General features: G+C 74.3%; 21 protein-coding genes and 1 tRNA gene. 14 read left to right on the forward strand and 8 right to left on the reverse strand.

The genetic code is table 11. The annotated features are described in order from the left end of the window. Positions 1–109: 109 nt before the first annotated feature. From MCAG_RS35000 to MCAG_RS19355, 9 genes are all read left to right on the forward strand, one after another. Complete coding sequence (locus MCAG_RS35000; RefSeq protein WP_007074668.1) at positions 110–787, forward strand: hypothetical protein; 678 nt, start codon at positions 110–112, stop codon at positions 785–787. A 218-nt stretch (positions 788–1005) separates the two neighbouring features. Beyond that, the gene (locus MCAG_RS19320) at positions 1006–1692 is read left to right on the forward strand and encodes a dienelactone hydrolase family protein (RefSeq protein ID WP_007074669.1); all 687 of its coding nucleotides are present in this window, start codon (positions 1006–1008) and stop codon (positions 1690–1692) included. A 19-nt stretch (positions 1693–1711) separates the two neighbouring features. Beyond that, on the forward strand, positions 1712–2425 hold the full coding sequence (locus MCAG_RS19325) for a uracil-DNA glycosylase (protein ID WP_036374279.1): 714 nt from the start codon (positions 1712–1714) through the stop codon (positions 2423–2425). 19 nt (positions 2426–2444) lie between these two features. Beyond that, complete coding sequence (locus tag MCAG_RS19330; protein ID WP_036374282.1) at positions 2445–3182, forward strand: DUF4129 domain-containing protein; 738 nt, start codon at positions 2445–2447, stop codon at positions 3180–3182. Beyond that, complete coding sequence (locus MCAG_RS19335) at positions 3179–3760, forward strand: hypothetical protein (protein WP_007074672.1); 582 nt, start codon at positions 3179–3181, stop codon at positions 3758–3760. Before MCAG_RS19330 ends, MCAG_RS19335 begins: the two co-directional genes overlap by 4 nt. Beyond that, positions 3760–4767, forward strand: a complete 1008-nt coding sequence (locus MCAG_RS19340; RefSeq protein ID WP_036374285.1) for a MoxR family ATPase — start codon at positions 3760–3762, stop codon at positions 4765–4767. The genes MCAG_RS19335 and MCAG_RS19340 overlap by 1 nt, the downstream gene beginning before the upstream one ends. Next, complete coding sequence (locus MCAG_RS19345) at positions 4764–6137, forward strand: DUF58 domain-containing protein (protein WP_007074674.1); 1374 nt, start codon at positions 4764–4766, stop codon at positions 6135–6137. Before MCAG_RS19340 ends, MCAG_RS19345 begins: the two co-directional genes overlap by 4 nt. A gap of 40 nt (positions 6138–6177) precedes the next feature. Then, positions 6178–6747 carry a hypothetical protein gene (locus MCAG_RS19350; protein WP_007074675.1) on the forward strand — a complete coding sequence of 190 codons (570 nt, stop codon included), beginning with the start codon at positions 6178–6180 and terminating at the stop codon, positions 6745–6747. 102 nt (positions 6748–6849) lie between these two features. Continuing rightward, positions 6850–8169 carry an NAD(P)/FAD-dependent oxidoreductase gene (locus MCAG_RS19355; protein ID WP_036374291.1) on the forward strand — a complete coding sequence of 440 codons (1320 nt, stop codon included), beginning with the start codon at positions 6850–6852 and terminating at the stop codon, positions 8167–8169. A gap of 246 nt (positions 8170–8415) precedes the next feature. Here MCAG_RS19355 and MCAG_RS19360 read toward each other — a convergent pair whose 3' ends face one another. Further along, positions 8416–10332 (reverse strand): hypothetical protein, encoded by a 1917-nt coding sequence (locus tag MCAG_RS19360; protein ID WP_007074677.1) that lies wholly within the window; start codon positions 10330–10332, stop codon positions 8416–8418. A gap of 101 nt (positions 10333–10433) precedes the next feature. On the opposite strand from MCAG_RS19360, the gene MCAG_RS19365 reads away from it, so the two are divergent. From MCAG_RS19365 to MCAG_RS19375, 3 genes are all read left to right on the forward strand, one after another. Next, positions 10434–10514: transfer RNA gene (locus MCAG_RS19365), tRNA-Leu, on the forward strand. A 120-nt stretch (positions 10515–10634) separates the two neighbouring features. After that, positions 10635–11450 (forward strand): Bax inhibitor-1/YccA family protein, encoded by an 816-nt coding sequence (locus MCAG_RS19370; RefSeq protein WP_036374294.1) that lies wholly within the window; start codon positions 10635–10637, stop codon positions 11448–11450. A gap of 154 nt (positions 11451–11604) precedes the next feature. Beyond that, entirely contained in the window at positions 11605–11925 is a 321-nt protein-coding gene (locus tag MCAG_RS19375; protein ID WP_007074679.1) for a hypothetical protein, read from the forward strand. Positions 11926–12017: 92 nt separating this feature from the next. Here the strand turns inward: MCAG_RS19375 and MCAG_RS19380 are convergent, their stop codons facing one another. From MCAG_RS19380 to MCAG_RS19390, 3 genes are all read right to left on the reverse strand, one after another. Beyond that, complete coding sequence (locus tag MCAG_RS19380) at positions 12018–13280, reverse strand: acetyl-CoA C-acetyltransferase (RefSeq protein WP_007074680.1); 1263 nt, start codon at positions 13278–13280, stop codon at positions 12018–12020. Positions 13281–13383: 103 nt separating this feature from the next. After that, on the reverse strand, positions 13384–14130 hold the full coding sequence (locus MCAG_RS32715; RefSeq protein ID WP_050778209.1) for an SGNH/GDSL hydrolase family protein: 747 nt from the start codon (positions 14128–14130) through the stop codon (positions 13384–13386). 80 nt (positions 14131–14210) lie between these two features. Continuing rightward, on the reverse strand, positions 14211–15299 hold the full coding sequence (locus tag MCAG_RS19390) for an SGNH/GDSL hydrolase family protein (protein ID WP_007074682.1): 1089 nt from the start codon (positions 15297–15299) through the stop codon (positions 14211–14213). A 129-nt stretch (positions 15300–15428) separates the two neighbouring features. Here MCAG_RS19390 and MCAG_RS19395 point away from each other — a divergent pair, with 129 nt between their 5' ends. Together MCAG_RS19395 and MCAG_RS19400 are read left to right on the forward strand one after the other, a co-directional pair. After that, the gene (locus MCAG_RS19395; protein WP_007074683.1) at positions 15429–15785 is read left to right on the forward strand and encodes a YkvA family protein; all 357 of its coding nucleotides are present in this window, start codon (positions 15429–15431) and stop codon (positions 15783–15785) included. Between the two features lie 75 nt (positions 15786–15860). Continuing rightward, positions 15861–17231: a cystathionine beta-synthase gene (locus MCAG_RS19400; RefSeq protein ID WP_007074684.1), complete on the forward strand. Its 1371-nt coding sequence runs from the start codon at positions 15861–15863 to the stop codon at positions 17229–17231. 28 nt (positions 17232–17259) lie between these two features. Here the strand turns inward: MCAG_RS19400 and MCAG_RS19405 are convergent, their stop codons facing one another. From MCAG_RS19405 to ngg, 4 genes are all read right to left on the reverse strand, one after another. Continuing rightward, entirely contained in the window at positions 17260–17772 is a 513-nt protein-coding gene (locus tag MCAG_RS19405) for a GNAT family N-acetyltransferase (protein WP_007074685.1), read from the reverse strand. Beyond that, positions 17769–18701 carry a ribonuclease Z gene (locus MCAG_RS19410; protein ID WP_036374297.1) on the reverse strand — a complete coding sequence of 311 codons (933 nt, stop codon included), beginning with the start codon at positions 18699–18701 and terminating at the stop codon, positions 17769–17771. The genes MCAG_RS19405 and MCAG_RS19410 overlap by 4 nt, the downstream gene beginning before the upstream one ends. 357 nt (positions 18702–19058) lie before the next feature. Then, positions 19059–20246 (reverse strand): osmoprotectant NAGGN system M42 family peptidase, encoded by a 1188-nt coding sequence (locus MCAG_RS19415; protein WP_007074687.1) that lies wholly within the window; start codon positions 20244–20246, stop codon positions 19059–19061. Next, the gene (ngg, locus tag MCAG_RS19420) at positions 20243–22084 is read right to left on the reverse strand and encodes an N-acetylglutaminylglutamine synthetase (RefSeq protein ID WP_036374301.1); all 1842 of its coding nucleotides are present in this window, start codon (positions 22082–22084) and stop codon (positions 20243–20245) included. The genes MCAG_RS19415 and ngg overlap by 4 nt, the downstream gene beginning before the upstream one ends. Positions 22085–22086: the final 2 nt, after the last annotated feature.

Raw genomic sequence — 22086 nt, forward strand, 5'->3', positions numbered from 1 at the left:
AGGGGCCCCTCCTTACAAATAGCTGAACGGACGAGTCGTGCGGGGCAGCGTTCCTCGATCTTGGTCGCTACGGTGTCGTCTGCTCGTCCATCCCTCGGAAGGAACCCCCGTGTCAGAGCCGGTCGCCCCGCACCCCGCCGCGCCGCCCGAGGACGCGCCGCGCCCCGTCGACCCGCCCGCCGACCGGGAGGCCGGGCAGCCTGCGGGGCCGCCGCCGCAGCGACCGGCGACGGAGCCGGCAGCGCAGCCAGCGACGGAGCCGGCAGCGGCGCAGGGCACGGGTGACGCCGGAGGGCCCGAGAAGGAGCAGCCCGAGGAGCAGCCGGAGAAGGAGCCGAGCGACGCGGAGCAGCCCGAGAAGGAGCAGAGCGACGCGGAGCAGCCGGAGGCGAAGCGGTCCGCCGCCCGCAGGGTGCTCGGCGTGGTCGCCGCCCTGCTCGCCATCGGGGTGGTGGCGGCGCTGAAGTTCGGCCTCGGCGGTGCTGTGGCCGCCGCGTTCGACTCCGACGGGACGGCGAAGGCGAAGGCCGGCGACTGCCTCGCCGAGCTGCCGGACGTGGCCGAGGGGGAGCGCAAGGACGTCCGTGGCGCGCAGGTGGTGGCCTGCACGTCGACCGAGGCGGTGTACACGGTGGTCGGTCGCCTCGACGGCCAGACCGAGGGGCAGGCGCGCACGGGCGAGGCGTGCGAGCCGTTCCTCCAGCCCGGGCAGGCCGGCTACTTCTTCTACAACATCAAGCCGGGCAGCACCGGCTACCTGCTCTGCCTCACCAGGAAGGCAGCCTGACCGGGCCGGCACGGCGGGCCCGGCCAGGACCCGAACGGGCCCGGCACCACCGGTGGTCGGACAGCAGTCGGCATACGAGGAGTCACCAGCAGCCGAACAGGAGGTGAATGCCACTGTCTCGGCGTCTTCCAACAGCGGGACAGGGCGTGGCAGGCTACCGGCACGTAGGAACACCCTGCGACCAGCCAACGATGACTGACCGCGAGGAGGACGGGCCGATGGGCGAGATGGTGAGCTTCGCCAGCAACGGGGGGACGAGCGAGGGGTATCTCGCGATACCCTCCGGCGGTGCGGCCAACCCGGCGGTCATCGTCATCCAGGAGTGGTGGGGGCTCGTACCCCACATCCGGTCGGTGGCGGACCGCTTCGCCGAGGCCGGCTTCGTGGCGCTCGCCCCGGACTTCTACCACGGCGAGTCGACCGGTGAGCCGGACGAGGCCCGGCGGCTGCTGATGGGCCTGCGGATGGACGAGGCGGCGAAGGACATCGCCGGCGCGGCGGAATACCTGGCGGCGCGGCCCGAGGTGGCGGGCAAGGTCGGCTGCGTCGGCTTCTGCGCCGGAGGCAGCCTGGCCCTGTGGTCGGCGACGCTGTCCGAGCGGATCGTCGCCACCGCCGGCTTCTACCCGATGCTGCCATGGGAGAAGATGCGCCCCGAGTGGGCCGACTACGCGGGCAAGTCGGCGATCATCCACTGCTCCGAAGAGGACGGCACCTCGGCCGCGCCGGGCGTGCGAACCGCCCGGTCCGCGATCGAGGCGGCCGGCGGTAGCTGCATCCTCTACGACTACCCGGGCAGCCGGCACGCGTTCTTCAACGACGACCGGCCGGAGGCGTTCGACCAGCGCGCCTCGGCCAGCGCCTGGGCTCGCACCCTCGAACTGTTCCGGGCGAAGCTTGGCTGAGGCCCGTATCCCCGACGAGGTGGTCGCCCGCGCCGCGCGGGCGACCGACCTGGTCGACCTCGACGGCGCGGTCAGCGACTGCTTCGCCTGCCCACGCCTGGTCGCCTGGCGGGAGGAGGTTGCCCGGACGAAGCGGGCCGCCTTCCGCGACCAGGCGTACTGGGGGCGGCCGGTGCCCGGCTTCGGCACCTCCGACGCCCGGATCGGCATTCTCGGCCTCGCCCCGGCCGCGCACGGCGGCAACCGCACCGGGCGCATCTTCACCGGCGACCGCTCCGGCGACGTGCTCTTCGCCGCCCTGCACCGCGCCGGCCTGGCCAACCAGCCGACGAGCGTCGCCGCCGACGACGGCCTGGCGCTGCGCGCCCTGCGGATCTTCGCCGCCGTGCGCTGCGCGCCGCCGGACAACAAGCCCACCCCGGCCGAGCGGGACACCTGCGCCCCGTGGCTGCACCGCGAGGTCGCGCTGATCCGGCCCACCCTGCGCGTCGTGGTCGCGCTGGGCGCGTTCGCGTGGGCCGCGTGGTGGCCGGCGCTCCGCGAGGTGTACGGCGTGCGCCCGCCCAGCCCGCGACCGGCGTTCGGCCATGGGGCACACTGGTCCGGCACGGCCGCACCGGCGCTGCTGGGGTGTTACCACGTCAGTCAGCAGAACACCTTCACCGGGCGGCTGACACCGGGAATGCTGGACGACGTGTTCGCCCGGGCGAAGCAGCTGGCCGGAGTGGACTGACGGGCGTGGGGCGGTGGCGATGGACCTCAGCGTGCTGCGCAGGTGGTGGCCGGTCGTCGCGGTGATGGCCCTGCTCGCCGCCGCCGCGCTGGCCGCCGGCCACTCGTCGCTCGGCGCGAGCCGCATCCCGCCCGCCGTCGACAACATCCCGTACGTGCCGGAGTACCCCTCGGCCCAGCCGCCGCCGTCGATTCCGGTCGAGCCGCGCGACGCCGGGGAGGCCACCCGCGCGCACATCCCAGAGTGGCTGGGCACCGTCGTGGTGGCCCTGCTCGGCCTGGCGATCGCCGTGGCCCTCGGCTACCTGGCCTGGACGCTGATCCGGGGGGCGGCCCGCCGTACCACCCGGGCGCTGCCGGTCGACCGGGCCCGGCGTACCGCCGAGGGCACCGCCCGCGAGGTGGTGGCCGCGCTCGACGCCGGCCTGGTCGAGCTGGACGACGCCGACGTGGACCCGCGCACCGCCGTGATCGCCTGCTGGGTGCGCCTGGAGGAGGCCGCCGACGCGGCCGGGGTGGCGCGGCTGACCGGCGACACCCCCACCGACCTGGTCACCCGCCTGCTGCGCGGCGACCCGGACGCGGGGGTGCCGGCGATCGTCAGCGCCGACGTGCTGGCCGAGTTCGCCCACGTCTACCGGGAGGCCCGGTACGCCACCCGGCCGGTCGACGAGCGCACCCGCGACCAGGCCCGGGCCGCGCTGCGCCGGCTGCGCGGCGAGCTGACGGCCGTCGCGGCCGGCGGGGGGCCGGAATGAGCACCAGCATCGACGACCTGCTCGGCTTCGAGGAGGAGCAGCCGGCGCAGGAGCGGGGCGCCCGGGGCGGCCGGGTCGGCGGCGCGCTGAGGACCCTCGCGGTGGCCGGGGCGCTGACCGCCGTGGTGGTGGCCGGGCTGCGTACGGTCGGGCTCCAGCTCTCGCTGTGGGTGGTCGTCGCCGGGGTCCTCGCCCTGCTCGCCGTCCGCCGGGTCACCGCCGCGCTCGCCCCGCCGCCCCCGCCCCGGTCCGGTGCCCGGATCGCCGCCGGCGAGGAGGACGGCCACTACCACTGGGCCGCCCGGGACGCGCTGCGCGCCGCGATCAACGGCTGGGAACGGCCGCTGGACTGGTCGGCGGGCAACCCGCAGCGGTTCGCCGAGCGGATCCTGCCCCGACTCGGCGAGCTGGCCGACGAGCGGCTGCGCCAGCGGCACGGCCTGACCCGCGAGTCCGATCCGGCCCGCGCCCGGGCTCTGATGGGCGACCGGCTCTCGGCGTTCCTCGACACCCCGCCCCGCCGCACCCCGTCGCCGCGCGACCTCGCGGCGATCGTCGCCGAACTGGAGAAGATCTGATGAAGGACGTGGACCGGACCGTGCCCGTCGCCGAGGTCGGCCGCTTGGCCCGGGCGGTGCTGGACGCGGTCGGCTCGGTCGTGGTCGGCAAGCGGGACGCCCTGGAGCTGGTCCTCGCCGGCATCCTGGCCGGCGGCCACGTGCTGCTGGAGGATCTGCCCGGCCTGGGCAAGACGCTGACCGCCCGCTCCTTCGCTCAGGCCCTCGGGCTGGACTTCCGCCGTCTCCAGTTCACCCCCGACCTGCTTCCCGCCGACGTCACCGGCTCCTTCCTGTACGACCAGCGCACCGGCGACTTCTCCTTCCGCGCCGGCCCGGTCTTCACCAATCTGCTGCTCGCCGACGAGATCAACCGGACGCCGCCGAAGACCCAGTCGGCACTGCTGGAGGCGATGCAGGAGAAGCAGGTCTCGGTGGAGGGCGTCACGTACCGGCTGGACGAGCCGTTCCACGTCCTGGCCACCGCCAACCCGATCGAGTACGAGGGGACCTACCCGCTGCCGGAGGCGCAGCTCGACCGGTTCCTGCTGCGGGTGTCGTTCGGCTACCCGGAGCGGGAGGAGGAGTGGGAGGTACTGCGCCGGCGGATGGGCCGCCGCCGCGAGGAGGCCGACATCGCCCCGGTCGTCGACGCCGCCACCCTGCGGGCCATGCAGGCCGCGCTGGAGGACGTGGTGGTGGAGGACTCCATCGGCCGGTACATCGTGGCGCTCACCGCGGCCACCCGGGAGCACCCGTCGGTGCTGGTCGGGGCTTCGCCGCGCGGCTCGCTGGCGCTGCTGCTGCTGGCCCGCGCCCGGGCGGTCTTCGCCGGCCGGGACTACGTGGTGCCCGAGGACGTAAAGGAGGTGGCCGCGCCGGCCCTGGCGCACCGGATCACGCTGCGCCCGGAGATGTGGCTGCGCCGCGTCGACCCGTCCTTCGTGGTCGGTGAGGTGCTCGACCAGACCCCGGCCCCGGCCAGCGGCGCGCTCCCGAGCTACGCCGCCGGCCGGCCGGGGCGCTGACGGCCGTGCCCACCCCCGAGGGGCAGCAGGTGGCGGGCTGGGTGCCCACCTGGGCGCTGGGCCGGGCGGTGCTGCTCGCCGGCCTGCTGCTGATCGCCGGGGTGCTGCTCGGCCGGGTCGACCTGGTCGTGCTGGCCGTGCCGTTCGCGCTCGGCACCGCGTACGCGCTACGCCGCCGGCCCACGGCGGGCCCGCAGCTGTGGATCACCGCCGACGAGGGGCACCTCGTCGAGGGCGGGGAGTTCGGCGGCACGGTCACCGTCGGCAACCCGGACACGGTCGGCTACGACGTGGCGGTGGTCCGCACCCGCGTCTCGCCGTGGCTGCTGGTGGAGCGGGCCGGCGTCGGCGGGGCCCGGGTGGACCTGTCCCGCAGCGGCGTGGACCGGCCCTTCGTCACCGTCGTCGACACCGGCACGGCGGTCGACCTGGAGCTGGCCGGGAAGGCCCGGCGCTGGGGCCGGCACCCGATCGGCCCGGCCGGCGCGCGGGTCGCCGCCGCCGGGGGCCTGCTGGTTTCCCGGGCGGCGATCACCGAGCCGGTCCGGTTCCGGGTGTACCCGAGGACGGAGCCGTTCGAGGCGGTGGAGGCGATGCCCCGGGCCGCCGGCCTGGTCGGCGCGCACCACTCCCGCCGCCCCGGCGAGGGCGGCGAGCTGGCCGGGGTGCGGGTCTTCGGCCCCGGCGACCGGCTGCGCCGCGTCGACTGGCGGGTGTCGCTGCGGGCCCGGCAGCTACACGTGGCCGCCACGCTGTCGGACCGGGACGCCGAGGTGGTCGTCCTGCTCGACGTGCTCGCCGAGGCCGGCCGCTCCGGTGGCGTCGGCGGGCCCGCGTCGGTGCTGGACACCACTGTCCGGGCCGCCGCCGCGATCGGCGAGCACTACCTGCACCGGGGCGACCGGGTGGCGATGCTGGAGTACGGGCCGGCGGCCCGCCGGCTGCGCCCCGCCACCGGCCGCCGGCAGTACCTGACGCTCTTGGAGTGGCTGCTCGACGTGCGCGCCGAGTCGTCACCGCACGAGCCGTACGACCAGGTCTTCGGCCCGCAGATCCTCTCCTCGGACGCGCTGGTGGTGGTGCTCACCCCGCTGCTGGACGAGCGGTCCGCCCAGATGCTGGCCCGGATGGCCCGGTCCGGGCGGTTCGTGGTGGCGGTGGACACGCTCCCGGCCGACCTGCCGCCGCCGGGCCGGCATGGCTGGTCCGAGGTGGCCTTCCGGCTGTGGCGGCTGGACCGGGACACCATGATCGGCCAGCTCCGCGAGCACGGCGTGCCGGTGGTCGGCTGGGCCGGGGCGGGCAGCCTCGACCAGGTCCTGCGCGACGTGGCCCGGCTCGCCACCGCCCCGAGGGTGGGCGGCCGGTGAGCGGGGGAGCACGGCCGACGAGCGAACAGGGGCGGAACCGGTGAACCCGGTCGAGGCGGTGACCGAGCGTGCCCGGGCGGTGCGCTCGGTGGTGAAGCGGGTCAGCGCGGCCCCGCTGCTGGTACGCGCCGGGGTCTTCGGCACGGCACTGGCGGGCCTGCTGCTGGCGTACCCGGTGCAGGTCCTCACCGGCCGCCCGCTGGCCGGCCTCGCGCTGGTGGCGCTGCTGCCGGCGGTCGGGCCGCGCCGGATCTGGCCGACGTTCGCCGCCCTGGTCACCGCAGGCGGCTGGCTGCTGGCCACCGAGGGGTACGGCCGCCCGGTCGCGCTCTGGCGGCTGCTCGCCGTGGCGGCGGCCCTGTACCTGGCCCACTCGCTCGCCGCGCTCGCGGCGCTGCTGCCGTACGACGCGGTGGTGGACCCGGAGCTGATCGTGCGCTGGCTCACCCGGGCTGGCGGGGTGCTGCTCGGCTCGGCGGTGCTGGGGGTGCTCCTCGTCCAGGTCGCCGACGTCGCCCCGGACCGGGGCCACCTCGCCGTGACGGTCGCCGGGTTGCTGGTGGCGGTCGTGTTGAGCGCGTTGCTGGGGTGGCTGCTGCGGCGCAGATGACGGAGCGCGGGTGCACGTTGTGCAGGTCACAGGTGTTGTGCTCCGTCACAAAGGGGGGTCTCGAAAGGGGTTAGCCGAGCCGGCGGGGGAAAGATGGTAGGCGTGAATCCGAAGCGGATCCTTGTCGTCGGTGCCGGGCACGTCGGTCTCTATGCCGCCCTTCGCCTGTCGAAGAAGCTCTCCTCGCGTGAGGCGGAGGTCGTCGTCGTCGACCCGCAGCCGCACATGACGTACCAGCCGTTCCTTCCGGAGGCGGCGGCCGGCAACATCTCTCCCCGGCACTCCGTGGTGCCGCTGCGGCGGGAGTTGCGGCGGTGCAAGGTGGTGGCCGGCACGGTCATCCGGATCGAGCACGACCGCAAGGTGGCCACGGTGCAGCCGATCAGTGGCCCGACCCGGGAGATCCCCTACGACCACGTGGTGGTGGCCCCCGGTTCGGTCTCCCGGACACTGCCGATCCCCGGCCTGCACGAGCACGGCATCGGGTTCAAGACCATCGGCGAGGCCATCTACCTGCGGAACCACGTGCTGGACCGGCTCGACGTGGCGGCGGCCACGCCGGATCCGGAAGTGCGCCGCAGCGCCCTGACGTTCACCTTCGTCGGCGGCGGGTACGCGGGCATCGAGGCGCTGGCCGAGATGGAGGACATGGCCCGCGACGCGCTGCGGTACTACCCGGAGCTCGAGCCGGAGGACATGCGCTGGGTGCTGGTGGAGGCGACCCAGCGGGTGCTGCCCGAGGTCGACCGGGACATGGGCGCCTACACGGTGCAGCAGCTACTCAAGCGGAACATGGACATCCGGCTGGACACGCGCCTGGAGTCCTGCCTCGACGGGGTGGTGAAGCTCTCCGACGGCGACAGCTTCCGCTCCGACACGATCGTTTGGACGGCCGGCGTCAAGCCGTCGCCGATGCTGGACGCCACCGACTTCCCGCGCGACGAGCGTCGCCGCGTCACCTGCCTGCCGACCCTCCAGGTCGTCGACGGCGACCGGCTGGTCGAGGGCGCGTGGAGCGCCGGTGACTGCGCGGCGGTGCCGGACCTGACCAAGGAGGCGGGCAATTTCTGCTCGCCGAGCGCTCAGCACGCGGTGCGCCAGGCCGCCCGGATGGCCGACAACATCGCGAACGTGATCCGCGGTCGGCAGCCGGTCGACTACAAGCACAAGCACGTGGGCAGCGTCGCCAGCCTCGGCCTGCACAAGGGCGTCGCCCAGGTGTACGGCATCAAGATGACCGGCTGGCCGGCGTGGTTCATGCACCGGACGTACCACATGTCCCGGATTCCGTCGTTCAACCGTAAGGTCCGGGTCGTAGTGGACTGGTCGCTGGCGTTCTTCCTCAAGCGCGAGGTGGTCGCGCTCGGTCAGCTCCACGACCCGCGGGAGGAGTTCGCCGAGGCGTCCCAACCCCGCACCTGAGGTGTAAGGAAGGACACGTCGTCCTGCCGCACGTCACCGCGAAGAAGGTGCGGGTCCTGCTGTCGGCACGAACTCGGCATCGGCAGCTCACACGAACCCGTCGAACCCAGCGTGGATTCGTTGATCGCGGCTCTCACCGTCGCCCTGCACCCGGACGCCGCCGCCCAAGCCCGGGCACTGGCCGCCGCCGTACGCCAGTTCCGGCACGGAAAGCAGGCCGGGCGCGGTGGATGGGCGGGGCAGGCGTCAGGTGCGCCAGATCCAGGCGTCGGCGATCCGCTCGCCCGGGCCGTAGAGCTGGTCCAGGGTGGCGCGCAGGTCGTCCTCGTGGCGGGTGCCGGCGGCCAGCGCGAAGCAGGACGCGCCCCAGCGGGCGGCGTCCCGGGCGGCCTGCCGCCGTTCGGCTTCGCCGACGACCGGCCGTCCGCCCCGCTTCGCCACGTCGGTGAGCAGGGCCGACGTGGGGCGCTTCCAGGTGCCCATGGCGGCGGTGCCGTCCTTGCCGTACGGGCCGATGAAGAAGCCCTCGGGCAGGCCGAACTCCGCATCGGCCGCCGTGGCCCACCGCATCGGCCATGGCTCCTTCGGTGTGGGCAGCGGCACCGGCACCAGCACCCCGCCGGGGCCGACGCACTCCCGCCAGTGGCCGGCGGTGACGAACTCCGGCAGCGTCGGCCGCTCGGCGGTGGGCAGCGGGACCGGCAGGATCGGCAGCAGCGCGACCCCGACCGCCGCCGGGACCAGCCGGCGGGCCCGCCCGGTGCCGCGCAGCGCCCGGTCCACGGCCAGCACCAGCATCGTGGCGGCCAGTGGCAGCACCGCCAGGGCGAACCGCATCGGCAGCGCCCCGTCCACCACGGGCAGGCCATCGAGCAGGGCGTACGGGCCGGGGACGCTGGTCCGGTCGCCGGCGACGACCACGTCCGGGCCGAGCGACAACGCGCCCATGACCAGTGCCCCGGCCGCGCAGGCGAGCACCAGCGGGCGGCGGCCCAGCCAGACCGCGCAGCCGGCGGCGACCACGAGCAGGGGCCAGCCGAGGAAGGTGTTGTACTCGGCGGGGCCGGTGGTCAGCCGGGCCGCGTCGTCGCCGCCGGCCACCGACAGCGGGGAGAGGGTCCACCAGCTGCTCAGGTCGGCCGAGAAGTAGTGCGGGCTGAACATCCCGTCGGCGACGCCCTGCGGGCCGGCGAACTGGAACCACAGCGGGTACCCCAGCACGAGCAGGGCCAGTCCGGCGGCGACCAGGATCCCACCGGCGAAGCCGGGCAGCGCCCGCCGCAGCAGCGCCCGGTCGGCCAGCGCGTATGTGACGGCCATCACCAGCAGCGTCAGCGCGCAGAGGAAGAGCACCTCCTCGCCGACGAAGACCTGGATGCTGACCACGGCGGCGAGGCCGACGGCGGAGGTGAGCATGCGGCGCCGGTCCGGCCCGACCCGCCCGGATCCGGCGTCGCCGGTGCCTTCGCCGCGGCGGTCCTCGCCGCGGCGTGACTGGAGACGGCCGGCGTCGGAAGAGCCGCCGCGGCCCAGCGGGTCGGCCGCCCGCAACAGCCGGACCACCAGCCAGACGATCACCGGGACCAGCCACTGGGCGGTCATGTGCAGGTGGCTGTTGGTCTGCGAGACCATCCCCGGCCCGAAGCCGCACAGCCCGGCGCCGAGCGCGGCGGCCAGCCGGCGGGCCCCCAGGACGCGGGTGAAGAGCAGGTGCCAGGCGAGGGCGGTGCCGGCCAGATTGAGGCCGGCGAGCACGGCGAAGGTGACCGGAGCGCCGAACAGCAGGGTGACCGGGGCGAAGAGCACCCCGAGCGCGATGACCGTGGTGTTGGCCATCAGGTTCACCCCGTCCGGGGCGTTGAGCCGGTCGGTGAGCAGACCGAAGTCGCCGAGCAGGGCGCGCGAGTCGACGGCCAGGAACCACTCGTAGAGGGCCTGGTCCTCCGGGTTGAGCGCCAGAACCCGGCCAGACGGGTCCGGCCAGAGCCCGTGGGTGAGCCAGCCCGCGAGGGCCGTGAACAGCAGCCCGACCAACAGGTCGCCGCGGTGTCGGGCGGCGGCGCCCCGGAACCGGACCCAACGGCCTGCGGCCGGTGCCGGGACGTCGGGGCGGAGTGCCTGGGCGGGGGCGGCGTCGGGGGCCGTTCGGGCTGCGCTGCTCACGGGTCGACCCTAGTGCGGGAGCGCCGGCGGGGTGCGCCGGGTCGTCGCGGACCAGCTACGGTGACACTGCACCGGCGCGTGGCGACGCGCGGGGCCGCCCTGCCCGGGTGGTGGAACGGCAGACACGGCCGCCTTAAAAGCGGCTGCCGCAAGGCGTGCGGGTTCGACCCCCGCCCCGGGCACCGTGTCTCTCAGCTTCTTCACAGCTCCTCCGTCGCTCGCTGATCTCCACGGCGTCGAGCGGTGCGTCTACCCTGGAAGGGCACGTTCACGTGCGACGACCCCCTGAGGGAGGCCTGACAGTGAAGACTTCGAACCCGGTGCTCGCCCGACTCGGCCAGGCGGCCGAGCGGGAACGGGCCGCCGGGTACGCCCCGACCGGGCCCTACGGGCAGCCCGGCTATCCGCAGCAGTACCCGGGCGCGACCGGCTACCCGGCCGCGCCGCCCACCGTGACGCCGATGTCGATCGACGACGTGGTGGTCAAGACCGTCATGTTGCTGGGCATCCTCGGCGCGTCCGCCGCAGCGGCCTGGGTGCTCGTCCCGGACGCGCTGCTCGGCGTCGCCTGGATCGGCGCGGCGGTCGTGGGCCTGGTCCTCGGCCTGATCATCTCGTTCTCCCGGATGGCGAACCCGGCGCTGGTCATCGCGTACGCCGTCGTCGAGGGCGTCTTCGTCGGCATGGTGAGCAAGGCGTTCAACTCGCTCTACGACGGCATCGTGCTCCAGGCCGTGGTGGCCAGCTTCGGCGTGTTCTTCCTGATGGCCATGCTCTACAAGGCGCGGGTCATCCGGGCGACCCCGAAGTTCGTCCGCGGCATGGTCGCGGCGATGGTCGGCCTGTTCGCGGTGATGATGATCAACCTCGTGCTGGCGCTCTTCGGCGTCAACACCGGCCTGCGCGACGGCAGCCCGCTGGCGATCGGCTTCAGCCTCGTCTGCATCGTGGTCGCGTCGCTGAGCTTCGTACTCAGCTTCGCGGAGGTCGAGCAGGGCGTCCGGATGGGCCTGCCCCAGCGCTACTCCTGGACGGCCGCGTTCGGCATCCTGGTCAGCCTGGTCTGGCTCTACATCGAGATCCTGCGCCTGCTGAGCTACTTCCAGGGCGACGACTGACCGTCGTCCCCGACGGTGCCCGCCCCGCGATCTCCGCGGCGGCGGGCGCCGTCGTCTCCGGGCCGGGCAACCCGCCGACTACCTGCGCCGCTGACGTTGGCCGGCACGAGCCGGTGCCGGGGGCGGCCCGGGCGGCGTCCGTAGACTCGGCGCGGTGAGCGCAGTGGAACTGGGCCGGGCGGTGGAGCTGCTGGTCCGTCAGGTCGGGCACTGGCAGCAGCCGCGCTGGGCGGCGAGCGCCGGGGGCGGCAACGTGTCCCGGGCCGATCTGGTGCACCGGCTGGTGCAGGAGATCGCGAACCTTGCCGCCGACGCCGAGGGGCAGCCCCGCCGGGCGGTGCCCCGGCTCGACAACGACCTCGTCCTGCCCGACCAGCTCCGGGTGGTCGCCGCCGACCTGCTGGCGGCGGCCCCGCCCGCCGGGGCGCTGGCCCGGGCCGCCGCCGCGGTGACGGCGACCCGATCCGTGCTCTGACCGCCGTGCTCTGACCGCCGCGCTCTGCGGCGTGGCCGGCCTGCCGGCACCGGCCGGGGTGCCGGGTGTACGGCGCCCCGGCCGGGCCGGCCTCAGCTCAGGCGTTCCAGGACCATGGCCATGCCCTGGCCGCCGCCGACGCACATGGTCTCCAGGCCGATGCTTTTGTCGTGCCATTGCAGGGCGTTGAGCAGGGTGCCGGTGATCCGGGCGCCGGTCATGCCGAACGGATGGCCGACGGCGATCGCCCCGCCCATCACGTTCAGCTTCTCCTCGCCGACGCCGAGCTGCCGGTAGGAGGGGATCACCTGGGCGGCGAACGCCTCGTTGATCTCGACCAGGTCGACGTCGTCGATGGTCATCCCGGCCCGGCGGAGGGCCTGCTTCGACGCCTCGACCGGCCCGAGGCCCATGATCTCGGGGGAGAGGGCGGTCACACCGGTGGAGACGATCCGGGCCAGCGGGGTGAGGCCGAGGTCGCGTGCCCGCTGGGCGCTCATGATCACCACAGCCGCCGCGCCGTCGTTGAGCGGGCAGCAGTTGCCGGCGGTGATCCGGCCGTCCGGGCGGAACACGGGCTTGAGCTCGGCCACGCCCTCCAGGGTCACCCCGGGGCGGGGGCCGTCGTCGGTGCTGACCACGGTGCCGTCGGGCGTGGTGACCGGGGTGATCTCCCGGGCCCAGAAGCCGTCGACGATCGCTTTCTCGGCCAGGTTCTGGCTGCGTACGCCGAAGGCGTCCATGTCCGCGCGACTCACGTCGTACGCCTGGGCCAGGTTCTCCGCGGTCTGCCCCATGGTCAGGTAGATGTCGGGCAGTTCCCCGGCGGCGCGGGGGTCGGTCCAGACCTCCGCGCCGCCCTGGGCCCGCCGCGTCGAGCGGTCCCGCGCGGCGGCGAAGCGCGGGTTCTGCCAGTCGCCGCCGACCAGTGCCTGGGCCTCCGGCGGCAGCGCGTCGGAGTTACCGCGCGCGTACCGGGAGACGGTCTCCACGCCGGCGGAGACGAACACGTCGCCCTCGCCGGCCCGGATCGCGTGCATCGCCATCCGGGTGGTCTGGAGCGAGGAGGCGCAGTAGCGGGTGAGGGTGGCGCCGGGCAGGCCGTCGAGGCCCATCAGGGTGGCGACCACCCGGGCCATGTTGAAGCCCTGCTCGCCGCCGGGCAGGCCGCACCCGAGGTACAGATCGTCGATCTCGGTGGGATCGAGCTGGGGGATCTTGTCCAGGGCGGCCTGGACGATGGTGGCGGCGAGGTCGTCGGGGCGGACGTCGCGCAGGGAACCCTTGTGCGCCCGACCGATGGGGGAGCGGGCGGTGGCGACGATGACGGCGTCGCGGGACGACTCAGTCGGCATGAGGCAACGTTAACTCGCCGGTAACTTGGCGGGAAGTGGAGCGCCCGGCGGGGAATGTCACCCCGGCCTCGAGTAGGCCGCGCCCAGGGCCGGTGGGCGACGTTCAGTGGCGGGAGGCGACGTTCGCGGCGGCGGCGACGGCCGGGAGCAGGGCGTGCGCCCAGATCCGGTACCCGTCGGCGGACGGGTGGAAGCCGTCGTGGCAGAACGTGCCGGCGTCGGCCCGGAACACGGGGCCGGTCTCGGTGCCCAGGTCGACCACCGTGCCGCCCGTGTCGAGCACGGCGGTGGTCTGCGCGCGGGCGATCCGCCGGCCGGACCAGCCGACCACCTGCCGCAGCGGTGGCGCGATCGCGCGGGCCGCGCCGAGATCCGGGCAGGTGCCGACGACCACCTCGACGTTCGCCTCACGCAGCCGCCGCACGGCCGAGCCGAGGTATGCCCCGGCCTCGGCCGGACTGCGCAGCGCGGTGGCGTCGTTGGTGCCGATCAGGATCACCGCCACGTCGGGGCGCGGGCCGAGCAGGGCCCGGGCCACCTGGGTGGCGAGGTCGGTGGAGCGGGAGCCGGAGACCCCGACGCTGGACAGGTGCACCCGGCGACCGGAAGGCCCCTCGGCGAGCAGGTCCGCCAGCTGCCCGCCGACGGTGTCGCCGAGCCGGGCCACCCCCACCCCGAGCGCGGACGAGTCGCCGAGCAGGACCAGCCGCAGCGGCGGTGCCCCGGCCCGGCCGATCGTGGCGCGCAGGGCCAGGCCCAACTCCGGCTGGGCGTACGGGCGGTTACGGGCCAGGAACGCCTCACCGGCCAGGACGGCCGCGCCGCCGATCGTCCCGGCGATCAGGGACATCGCCGCCGCTCTGCCCAGCCGGACGGCGATCTCCGCGCCGAGGCCCCGGTCGCCACCGCCGCGCCTGCCGCTGTGCTCGGTCATGGCCGTTCCTCCAGTGTGGGTGAGTCGGCGGCCGGGCCGATCTGCGGCACCGCGCCGACACCGAAGAACGCCCGCCGACGCAGTTGCGCCCACCGCCCGCCCGGCCCGCGGTCGCGGCCCCGCACCTGGGTGGCACTGACCTCCGTCCCGGCGTGCCGGGCCGCCTCCTGGGCGGCCTCCGGCAGCGACCGTACGCCCTCGCCACGGGCGAGGCCAGCGGGGCGCTCCTGCACCCCGCCCAGCGCGGAGAGCACCGTTGGCAGCAGCGCGGCGGCGGCCATCGCGTACCCCTCTGCGGAGGGGTGGAACCTGTCCCAGGCGAACATCCGGGTCGGCTCGGCGACGAACCGGGGGCCCAGCAGGTCGCCGAGGGAGACCGTCCAGCCGCCCGCCTCGACCACCGCCACCGTCTGGGCGGCGGCGAGCTGCCGGCTCCACCGCCGGGCCAGCCAGCGCAGCGGCGGCTGGATGGGTTGGATGGCCCCGAGGTCGGGGCAGGTGCCGACCACCACCTCGCAGCCGGCCCCGCGCAGCGCGCGGACCGCGTCGACCAAATAGCGCACCGCCAGGGCCGGCGGGGTGCGGTTGGTGACGTCGTTGCCGCCGATCAGGATCACCGCGACGTCCGGCGTAACCTCCAGCGCGGCCTCCACCTGCGGCTTCAGCCCCGACGAGATGGCACCCACCACGGCGAACCGGCGCAACCGGACCGGCCGGTGCAGCCGGCGGGACAGCCCGGTGGCCAGCAGCGAGCCGGGCGTCTCCCGGCGGCGGTGCACGCCGTACCCGGCGGCGGAGGAGTCGCCGAGGACGACCATGGTCAGCGGCCGACCGGGGAGCTTGGCGCCGTAGACGCCGTCGCAGCGGGGCGGGGGCGCCTCGGCCATCGGAATGGTGCGCCGGGCCTGCCGGGCCTGGCCGAGCAGGACGCCCGTGGTCGCCGCGACGGCCGCGGCGGTGGCACCCGTGCCGATCGCCGCGAGGCGGGCGACCCGTCCCGCGTGCTGCCAGCGCGGACCGGGCTGCCGGCGCGGCGCGGGCTGCTCGCGCGGACCGGCCGGTGCGACGGAACCAGCGACCCCCATACGTCGACATTATCGCGCCGGTACGACACGCCGCTGTCGTCGTACTGCCCGGTTCGTGGCTGGGATCCGACGGTTGCGGGTACCACTTGCGTCGACACCGCACGCTGTCAGTCGGAGAGGGGCGTGGAGATGGGAAAGACACTGAAGCGCGGCACGGCGTTCGCGGCGCTGGCCCGGGCGCTGACCGCCGGGGCACGGGGCGGCCCGTCGCTGGGGGCCCGGCTGGCGGCCCTGCCCCGGATGATCCGGGCCACGGCCCGGGGCGAGTACGACGGCGGCCTCCGGCTGGCCCTGATGACTGCGGCGACGGCGTACATCGTCTCGCCGATCGATTTGCTTCCGGAGATCCCGCTGGCGGTCTTCGGCCTGGCCGACGACGCGGTGATGGTGACCTGGCTGGCCGGGGCGGTGCTCTCGGAGACCGAGCGGTTCCTGGAATGGGAGGTCCGTCGCGCCTCCGTCATCCCAGGCCATGTGGTGCCCTGACGGGACGTACCCTGGGCGTCGAATCAACATCTGCCCGGCCGCCGACGCCGGTGCCGCAACGAAGGGCACAACGAGGTGCAGTACTACGACAACGTCGTCGAGATGATTGGCAACACCCCGCTGGTGCGGCTGCGCAAAGTGACCGAGGGCATCCGGGCCACCGTGCTGGCGAAGGTGGAGTACCTCAACCCGGGCGGCTCGGTGAAGGACCGCATCGCGCTGCGCATGGTCGAGGACGCCGAGGCAGCCGGCATCCTGCGGCCGGGTGGCACCATCGTCGAGCCGACCAGCGGCAACACCGGTGTCGGCCTGGCCCTGGTGGCCCAGCTCAAGGGCTACCGGTGCGTGTTCGTCTGCCCGGACAAGGTCAGCCAGGACAAGCAGGACGTGCTGCGGGCGTACGGGGCCGAGGTGGTGGTCTGCCCGACCGCCGTCGCGCCGGAGGACCCCCGCTCCTACTACAACGTCTCCGACCGGCTGGCCCGGGAGATCCCCGGCGCGTGGAAGCCCGACCAGTACAGCAACCCGGCGAACCCGCGCTCGCACTACGAGACCACCGGCCCGGAGCTGTGGAAGCAGACCGGCGGCGAGCTGACCCACTTCGTGGCCGGGGTGGGCACCGGCGGCACCATCTCCGGCATCGGGCGGTACCTCAAGGAGGCCTCCGGCGGGCGGGTGAAGGTCGTCGGGGCGGATCCGGAGGGCTCGGTCTACTCCGGCGGCACCGGCCGGCCGTACCTGGTAGAGGGGGTCGGCGAAGACTTCTGGCCCACCACCTACGACCGGGGCATCGCCGACCAGATCGTGGAGGTCTCCGACAAGGCGTCGTTCGAGATGACCCGGCGGCTGGCCCGCGAGGAGGGGCTGCTGGTCGGCGGCTCATGCGGGATGGCCGTGGTCGCCGCCCTGGAGGTGGCCCGCGCCGCCGGCCCGGACGACGTGGTCGTGGTGCTGCTGCCGGACAGCGGCAAGGGGTACCTGTCGAAGATCTTCAACGACGCGTGGATGGCCCGGTACGGCTTCCTCGACAACTCCGGCACCGAGCCGACCGTGGCCGACGCGCTGACGGGCAAGCCCGGCGGGCTGCCCGAGCTGGTGCACGTGCACCCGACCGAGACGGTCCGCGACGCCATCGACTACATGCGCGAGTACGGCGTCTCGCAGCTTCCGGTGCTCAAGGCCGAGCCGCCCGTGGTCACCGGCGAGGTGGCCGGCTCGGTCGCCGAGAAGGACCTGCTCGACGCCCTGTTCACCGGCCAGGCACACCTGCACGACACGATTGAGCGGCACACCGCGGACCCGCTGCCGATGATCGGCGGCGGCCAGCCGGTGAGCGAGGCGGTCGCCCTGCTGGAGAAGTCCGACGCGGCGCTGGTGCTGGTCGACGGCAAGCCCAAGGGCGTGCTCACCCGGCAGGACCTGCTCGCCCACCTCGGCGCCCGCTGACGCCTGGAGCGGCTACTGGGGCCCCTCCTTACAACACCGAACAGGTGTAGCGGAGCTGGGGGGTGGGGGTTGCGCCGATCCGCTCCTCCCGGCGCTCGCCGGTGGGCAGCCAGCCGCCTCGCTCGTAGAACCGCCGGGCCGCGACGTTGTGCTCCAGCACCCACAGCACCCCCCGGGCCCAGCCCCGGCCCCGCATGGTGGCCAGCGCGTCGCGCATCAGCGCCCGGCCGGTGCCCCGGCCCCGCTCGCCGGGGTCGAGGTGGATGGCGTTGAGCAGTCCGGTCGCCGGGTCGCCCGCGTCGTCCGGGCCGACGTAGCTGAAGCCGACCAGCTGGCCGTCCCGCTCGGCGACGGTCATCAGGTGGTCGTCGCGCTCCCAGGTCCACCGCTCGACCCAGTACCACCCCATCGCCTCCGGCGTCGGGTCGGCGAGGGCCTCCGCCGGCAGGAACGAGAAGTACGCCGCCACCCGGGACCGCTGGTGCAGCGCCCCCACCGGGCGCAGGTCGTCGACGGTGGCGTGGCGCAGGATGACCGTCACCTGGCCGAGGGTACCCGCCGGGGCGGGACCGGCACGGTGGTCAGGTCCTCGGCGACGACCAGCTCACCGGCGAAGTGCTCCCGGGCCTCGTCGGCGAAGCGCCCGGCGTCGCCGTAGCGCTGGGAGAAGTGGGTGAGCACCAACGTGCGTACCCCCGACTCGGTCGCCACCCGCGCGGCCTGGCCGGCCGTGAGATGCCCGACCTCGGCGGCGAGCGCCGCCTCGGACGCCAGGAACGTCGACTCGATGACCAGCAGATCGGCGTGCTCGGCGAGGGCGTACACGTTGTCGCAGAGCCCGGTGTCCATCACGAACGCGAACCGCTGCCCGGGACGGGTCACGCTCACCTCGTCGCGGGTGACGCGACGCCCGCCGACGTCGAGGTGGCCGGCGCGCAGCAGCTCACCGACGGCCGGCCCGGCGATCCTGTGCGCGGCCAGCCGCTCCGGCAGCATCCGGCAGCCGTCCGGCTCGACCAGCCGGTAGCCGTACGTCTCGATCGGGTGCCGCAGCCGGCGGGCCTCCAGCGTGCCGCCGCCGCGCAGGGTGACCCGCTGCCCGTCGACGGTGATCGGCCCGACGGCCAGCTCGGCGGTCTCGTGGAAGGAGCTGGCGTGCCGCAGCCGGGCGAAGTAGTCGGCCCCGCCGGCCGGGAAGTGCACCGCCACCGGGTGCGGGACCCGGTCCAGGGAGAGCCGCTGAACGATGCCGGGCAGCCCAAGGCAGTGGTCGCCGTGGAAGTGGGTGACGCAGATTCGGGTCAGGTCGGTGGCGGTGACGCCGGTGTGCAGGAGCTGCCGCTGGCTGCCCTCGCCCGGGTCGAAGAGGATCACCTCGTCGTCCCAGCGCAGCACGTACCCGTTGTGGTTGCGCGCCCGGGTCGGGGCCTGGCTGGCCGTCCCGAGCACCATCAGCTCACGCATGGACACGGCATTTCTCCGGCGGGTATGAAGCGACCCCCGGGGCTTCCGTGCTCGCGCACGGGCCGGCTGGACTTGGCCGGCACCCCGGGGGTCGGGTGGCTGTCGTGGTTTCGCCGCACCGCTGCCACACGGTCTCGACGATCGTGCACCCGCCTCGCGGCGGGCAGGTTTCTCACTGTCGAGGACAGCGGCTAGCGGACAGCCACCTCACGAGTCCGATTGCTATACAAGTCTGGACCACCTCCTTTCCCGTGTACCGCTACGCTATCCACTTCCCCGGGGCGTCGGCAACGAATTTTGGCCAACGGCTCAGCAGCCCTCAGCCGGCGCTGCCGGAGCGATCAGCCAGCGCTGCCGAGGCAGTCAGTCGGCGATGCCGATCGGGCCCTCGCGCGGGCCCTCCTCGCTGGCCGGCTGCACCGCCAGCGACGGGAAGTCGGCCAGGTCGCCCTCCGGCTCGGCGTCCCACTCGGGGAACACCAGGTCGCTCTGGAGGTAGAGGCAGAGCAGTTGGGTGAGGTGGCCCAGCCCGTCGAGGTGGGTGCGCTCGTGGCCGTGGGTGGCGTCCACCCCGAAGCCGAGCAGCGCCACCCGGGCGTGCGCGCCCGCCTCCACCGCCGCCGCCACGTCCGAGCGGTAGTAGTCGAAGACGTCCCGGACCAGGTCCACCCCGTGCTCTCGGGCGATCGAGGCGAGGTTGCGGGTGAGGTGGTAGTCGAACGGGCCCACCCCGTCGCCCATCGCCAGGGTGGCCGCGTGCTCCCGGGACTGCTGCCCGGGGGCGACCACCGCGGCGTCCACGGAGACGATCTCGGCGACGTCCGGGTCGAGGCCGTGACTCGCCCCGTGCCCGATCTCCTCGGTGACGGTGACCAGCAGGTGGGCCGTCACCGCCGGAGTGACCCCCGCGTCGACCATCGCCTTGAACGCGGTGAGCACGGCCGCCACCCCGGCCTTGTCGTCCAGGTGCCGCGACTTGACGTACCCGCTGGGGGTGACCGTGGGGTTGGGCAGGAACGCCACGAAGTCCCCGGCGTCGATGCCGAGCGCCCGCAGACCGGCCTCGTCGTCGACGGGCTCGTCGACCCGGACCTCGACCTGCTCCCAGCCGACCCCCTGGAGGTCGACGTCCTCGTTGTAGCGGTGCCCGCTGGCCTTGAGCGGTAGGACCTGGCCGGTGATCACCCGATCCAGGTCGTCGGTGAAGATCCGCACGTGCGCGCCCTCGGCGAACCGGGCGCTGTGCGTGCCGATCTGCTTCAGCTCCAGCCGGCCGTTCTCCTTGAGCCGCTTCACCATGCCGCCGATGGTGTCGGTGTGCACCACGATCGCCCGGTCCGCCCCGGTTTCCCGGGGCCCCGGCAGGCAGGCGCTGAGCGCGCCGCGCCGGGTCAGTGTCGAGGAGATCCCGAGTGCGGAGAGGCGCTCGCCCACGTACTGCTGCACGTGGTCGGTGCGCCCGGACGGGCTCGGGATCTCCACCAGCTCCACCAGCACCTGGCGCAGATAGTCCAGGTCGATCTTCAGCGGGACGGGTTTGCGTGCGGTCATGCCTGAGAGCTTGCCGCACCCGCCGGGGACCAGAGGCGTTGCGGTGCCCGCGTGCCGGGAAAGAGGAGGTCGACGAAGCGCTCGGCGGTCGGCTGCGGCTCGTGGTTGGCCAGGCCGGGCCGCTCGTTCGCCTCGATGAACACGTGCTCCGGCCGGCTCGGGGCGCCGACCAGCAGGTCCAGCCCGGTGACCGGAATGTCCAGCGCCCGGCTGGCCGCCACGCACGCCTCGGCGATCTCCGGGTGCAGCTCGCCGGTCACGTCGTGGATCGTCCCGCCGGTGTGCAGGTTCGCGGTCCGGCGCACGGCCAGCACCGTCCCCTCGGGCAGCACGTCGCGCAGCCCGTACCCGGCCTCGGCGAGCACGTCCCGGGTCATGTCGTCGACCGGGATCCGGGACTCGCCCCCGGTGGCGGCGGCCCGGCGGCGGCTCTGCCGCTCGATCAGCTCGGCGATGTCGTGCACCCCGTCGCCGGTGATCTGGGCGGGCCGGCGGACGGCGGCGGCGACCACCTCGTGGTCGATGACGATCACCCGCAGGTCCTCGCCGTCGCGCATCTGTTCGATCAGCACGTCCGGGCAGAAGCCCCGGGCCAGCGCGACCGCGGCCGTCAGCGCCTGCGGCGTGCGTACCCCGACGGTGATGCCGTTGCCCTGCTCGCCGCGCGCCGGCTTCACCACCACCCGGCCCACCTCGGCCAGGAACGCGGCGTCGGCGTCGTCGGAGGTCGCGGTCCGGCCGGCCGGCACCGACAGGCCCGCCTCGGTGAGGATGCGCCGGGTGACCCGCTTGTCGTCGCACCGGCTCATTGCCACCGCCGAGGTCAGCTCGGACAGCGACTCCCGGGTGACGATCGTCCGGCCGCCGTTGCTCAGCCGCAGCTCGCCCCACTCCGGGTCGGTTACCTCCACCCGGATGCCCCGGCGCATCGCCTCGTCAGCGACGATCTTCGCGTACGGGTTGAGCCGGTGGTACCCCTTCGGGGCGGCCGGCAGGAACAGCCGCTGGTTGATCGGGTTCTTCCGCTTCACGCAGAGCGTGGCGGTGCGGTAGAAGCCGAGTCGCTCGTACAGCCGGATCGCCCCGGTGTTCTCGGCCAGCACCGACAGGTCGACGAACGCCCGGCCGCGTGCGGTGAGCCGGGCGGCCAGGTCGGTGAGCAGGGCCTGGCCGGTGCCCGGCGGAGCGGTGTTGGAATCCACGGTGAGACACCACAGGCTGGCCCCGTTGTCCGGGTCGGCGAAGACCGCGACGTGGTCAACGCCGGTGATCGTGCCGACCACGTCCCCGGTGGCGTCCTCGGCGACCAGGTGCAGGAACCGGTCGGTGCGGGCGTTGTCGACCAGCACGTCGACCGGGGCGGTGACCATGCCGTTGCGGGCATAGATCCGGTTCACCGCGTCCGCGTCGTCGGCGTCGCGCAGCGTCCGGATCCGCAGCCCGGGCGGCCCGTCGCGCTCCCCGCCGGCCCGCGGCGCGGGCAGCCGCAGCCGGTACGTCAGCGACGGGTCGATGAACAGCTCGTCGGGCAGCCGGGACACCAGCACGTGCGGGTCCCGCAGGTAGATGCAGATGTCCCGGGCACCGGCCGCCTCCGAGCGCAGCACCGCCGCCACGGCGGCCTGCTCGGTGAACGTCTGGCCGAAGACCAGCCGCCCCCAGCCGCAGTCGAGCACCATGCCGTCGCCCGGTGCCGGCCGTTCCCGCTCGCTCTCCGCGTCCGTTGGGGCCGGGGCGGGCACCATCGGGTCACCGCCCGGCCCCACCCGCTCGCGGCGGCGGCCCAGCACCCGTTCCCGGTCGGTGCGCGCCGTACCGGTCGCCAGGGTGTCGCTCACGG

Origin of the sequence: Micromonospora sp. ATCC 39149, from assembly GCF_000158815.1 — a bacterium.
Classification (GTDB): domain Bacteria; phylum Actinomycetota; class Actinomycetes; order Mycobacteriales; family Micromonosporaceae; genus Micromonospora.

What these genes read in the sequence shown, in the direction of transcription:
- MCAG_RS19395 (WP_007074683.1), top strand. Translation starts at nt 15,429, where the DNA reads ATGGGAAAGACACTGAAGCGCGGCACGGCGTTCGCGGCGCTGGCCCGG.
- MCAG_RS19320 (WP_007074669.1), top strand. Translation starts at nt 1,006, where the DNA reads ATGGGCGAGATGGTGAGCTTCGCCAGCAACGGGGGGACGAGCGAGGGG.
- MCAG_RS19340 (WP_036374285.1), top strand. Translation starts at nt 3,760, where the DNA reads ATGAAGGACGTGGACCGGACCGTGCCCGTCGCCGAGGTCGGCCGCTTG.
- MCAG_RS19390 (WP_007074682.1), bottom strand. Translation starts at nt 15,299, where the DNA reads ATGGGGGTCGCTGGTTCCGTCGCACCGGCCGGTCCGCGCGAGCAGCCC.
- MCAG_RS19335 (WP_007074672.1), top strand. Translation starts at nt 3,179, where the DNA reads ATGAGCACCAGCATCGACGACCTGCTCGGCTTCGAGGAGGAGCAGCCG.
- MCAG_RS19330 (WP_036374282.1), top strand. Translation starts at nt 2,445, where the DNA reads ATGGACCTCAGCGTGCTGCGCAGGTGGTGGCCGGTCGTCGCGGTGATG.
- MCAG_RS19415 (WP_007074687.1), bottom strand. Translation starts at nt 20,246, where the DNA reads ATGACCGCACGCAAACCCGTCCCGCTGAAGATCGACCTGGACTATCTG.
- MCAG_RS19380 (WP_007074680.1), bottom strand. Translation starts at nt 13,280, where the DNA reads ATGCCGACTGAGTCGTCCCGCGACGCCGTCATCGTCGCCACCGCCCGC.
- MCAG_RS32715 (WP_050778209.1), bottom strand. Translation starts at nt 14,130, where the DNA reads ATGTCCCTGATCGCCGGGACGATCGGCGGCGCGGCCGTCCTGGCCGGT.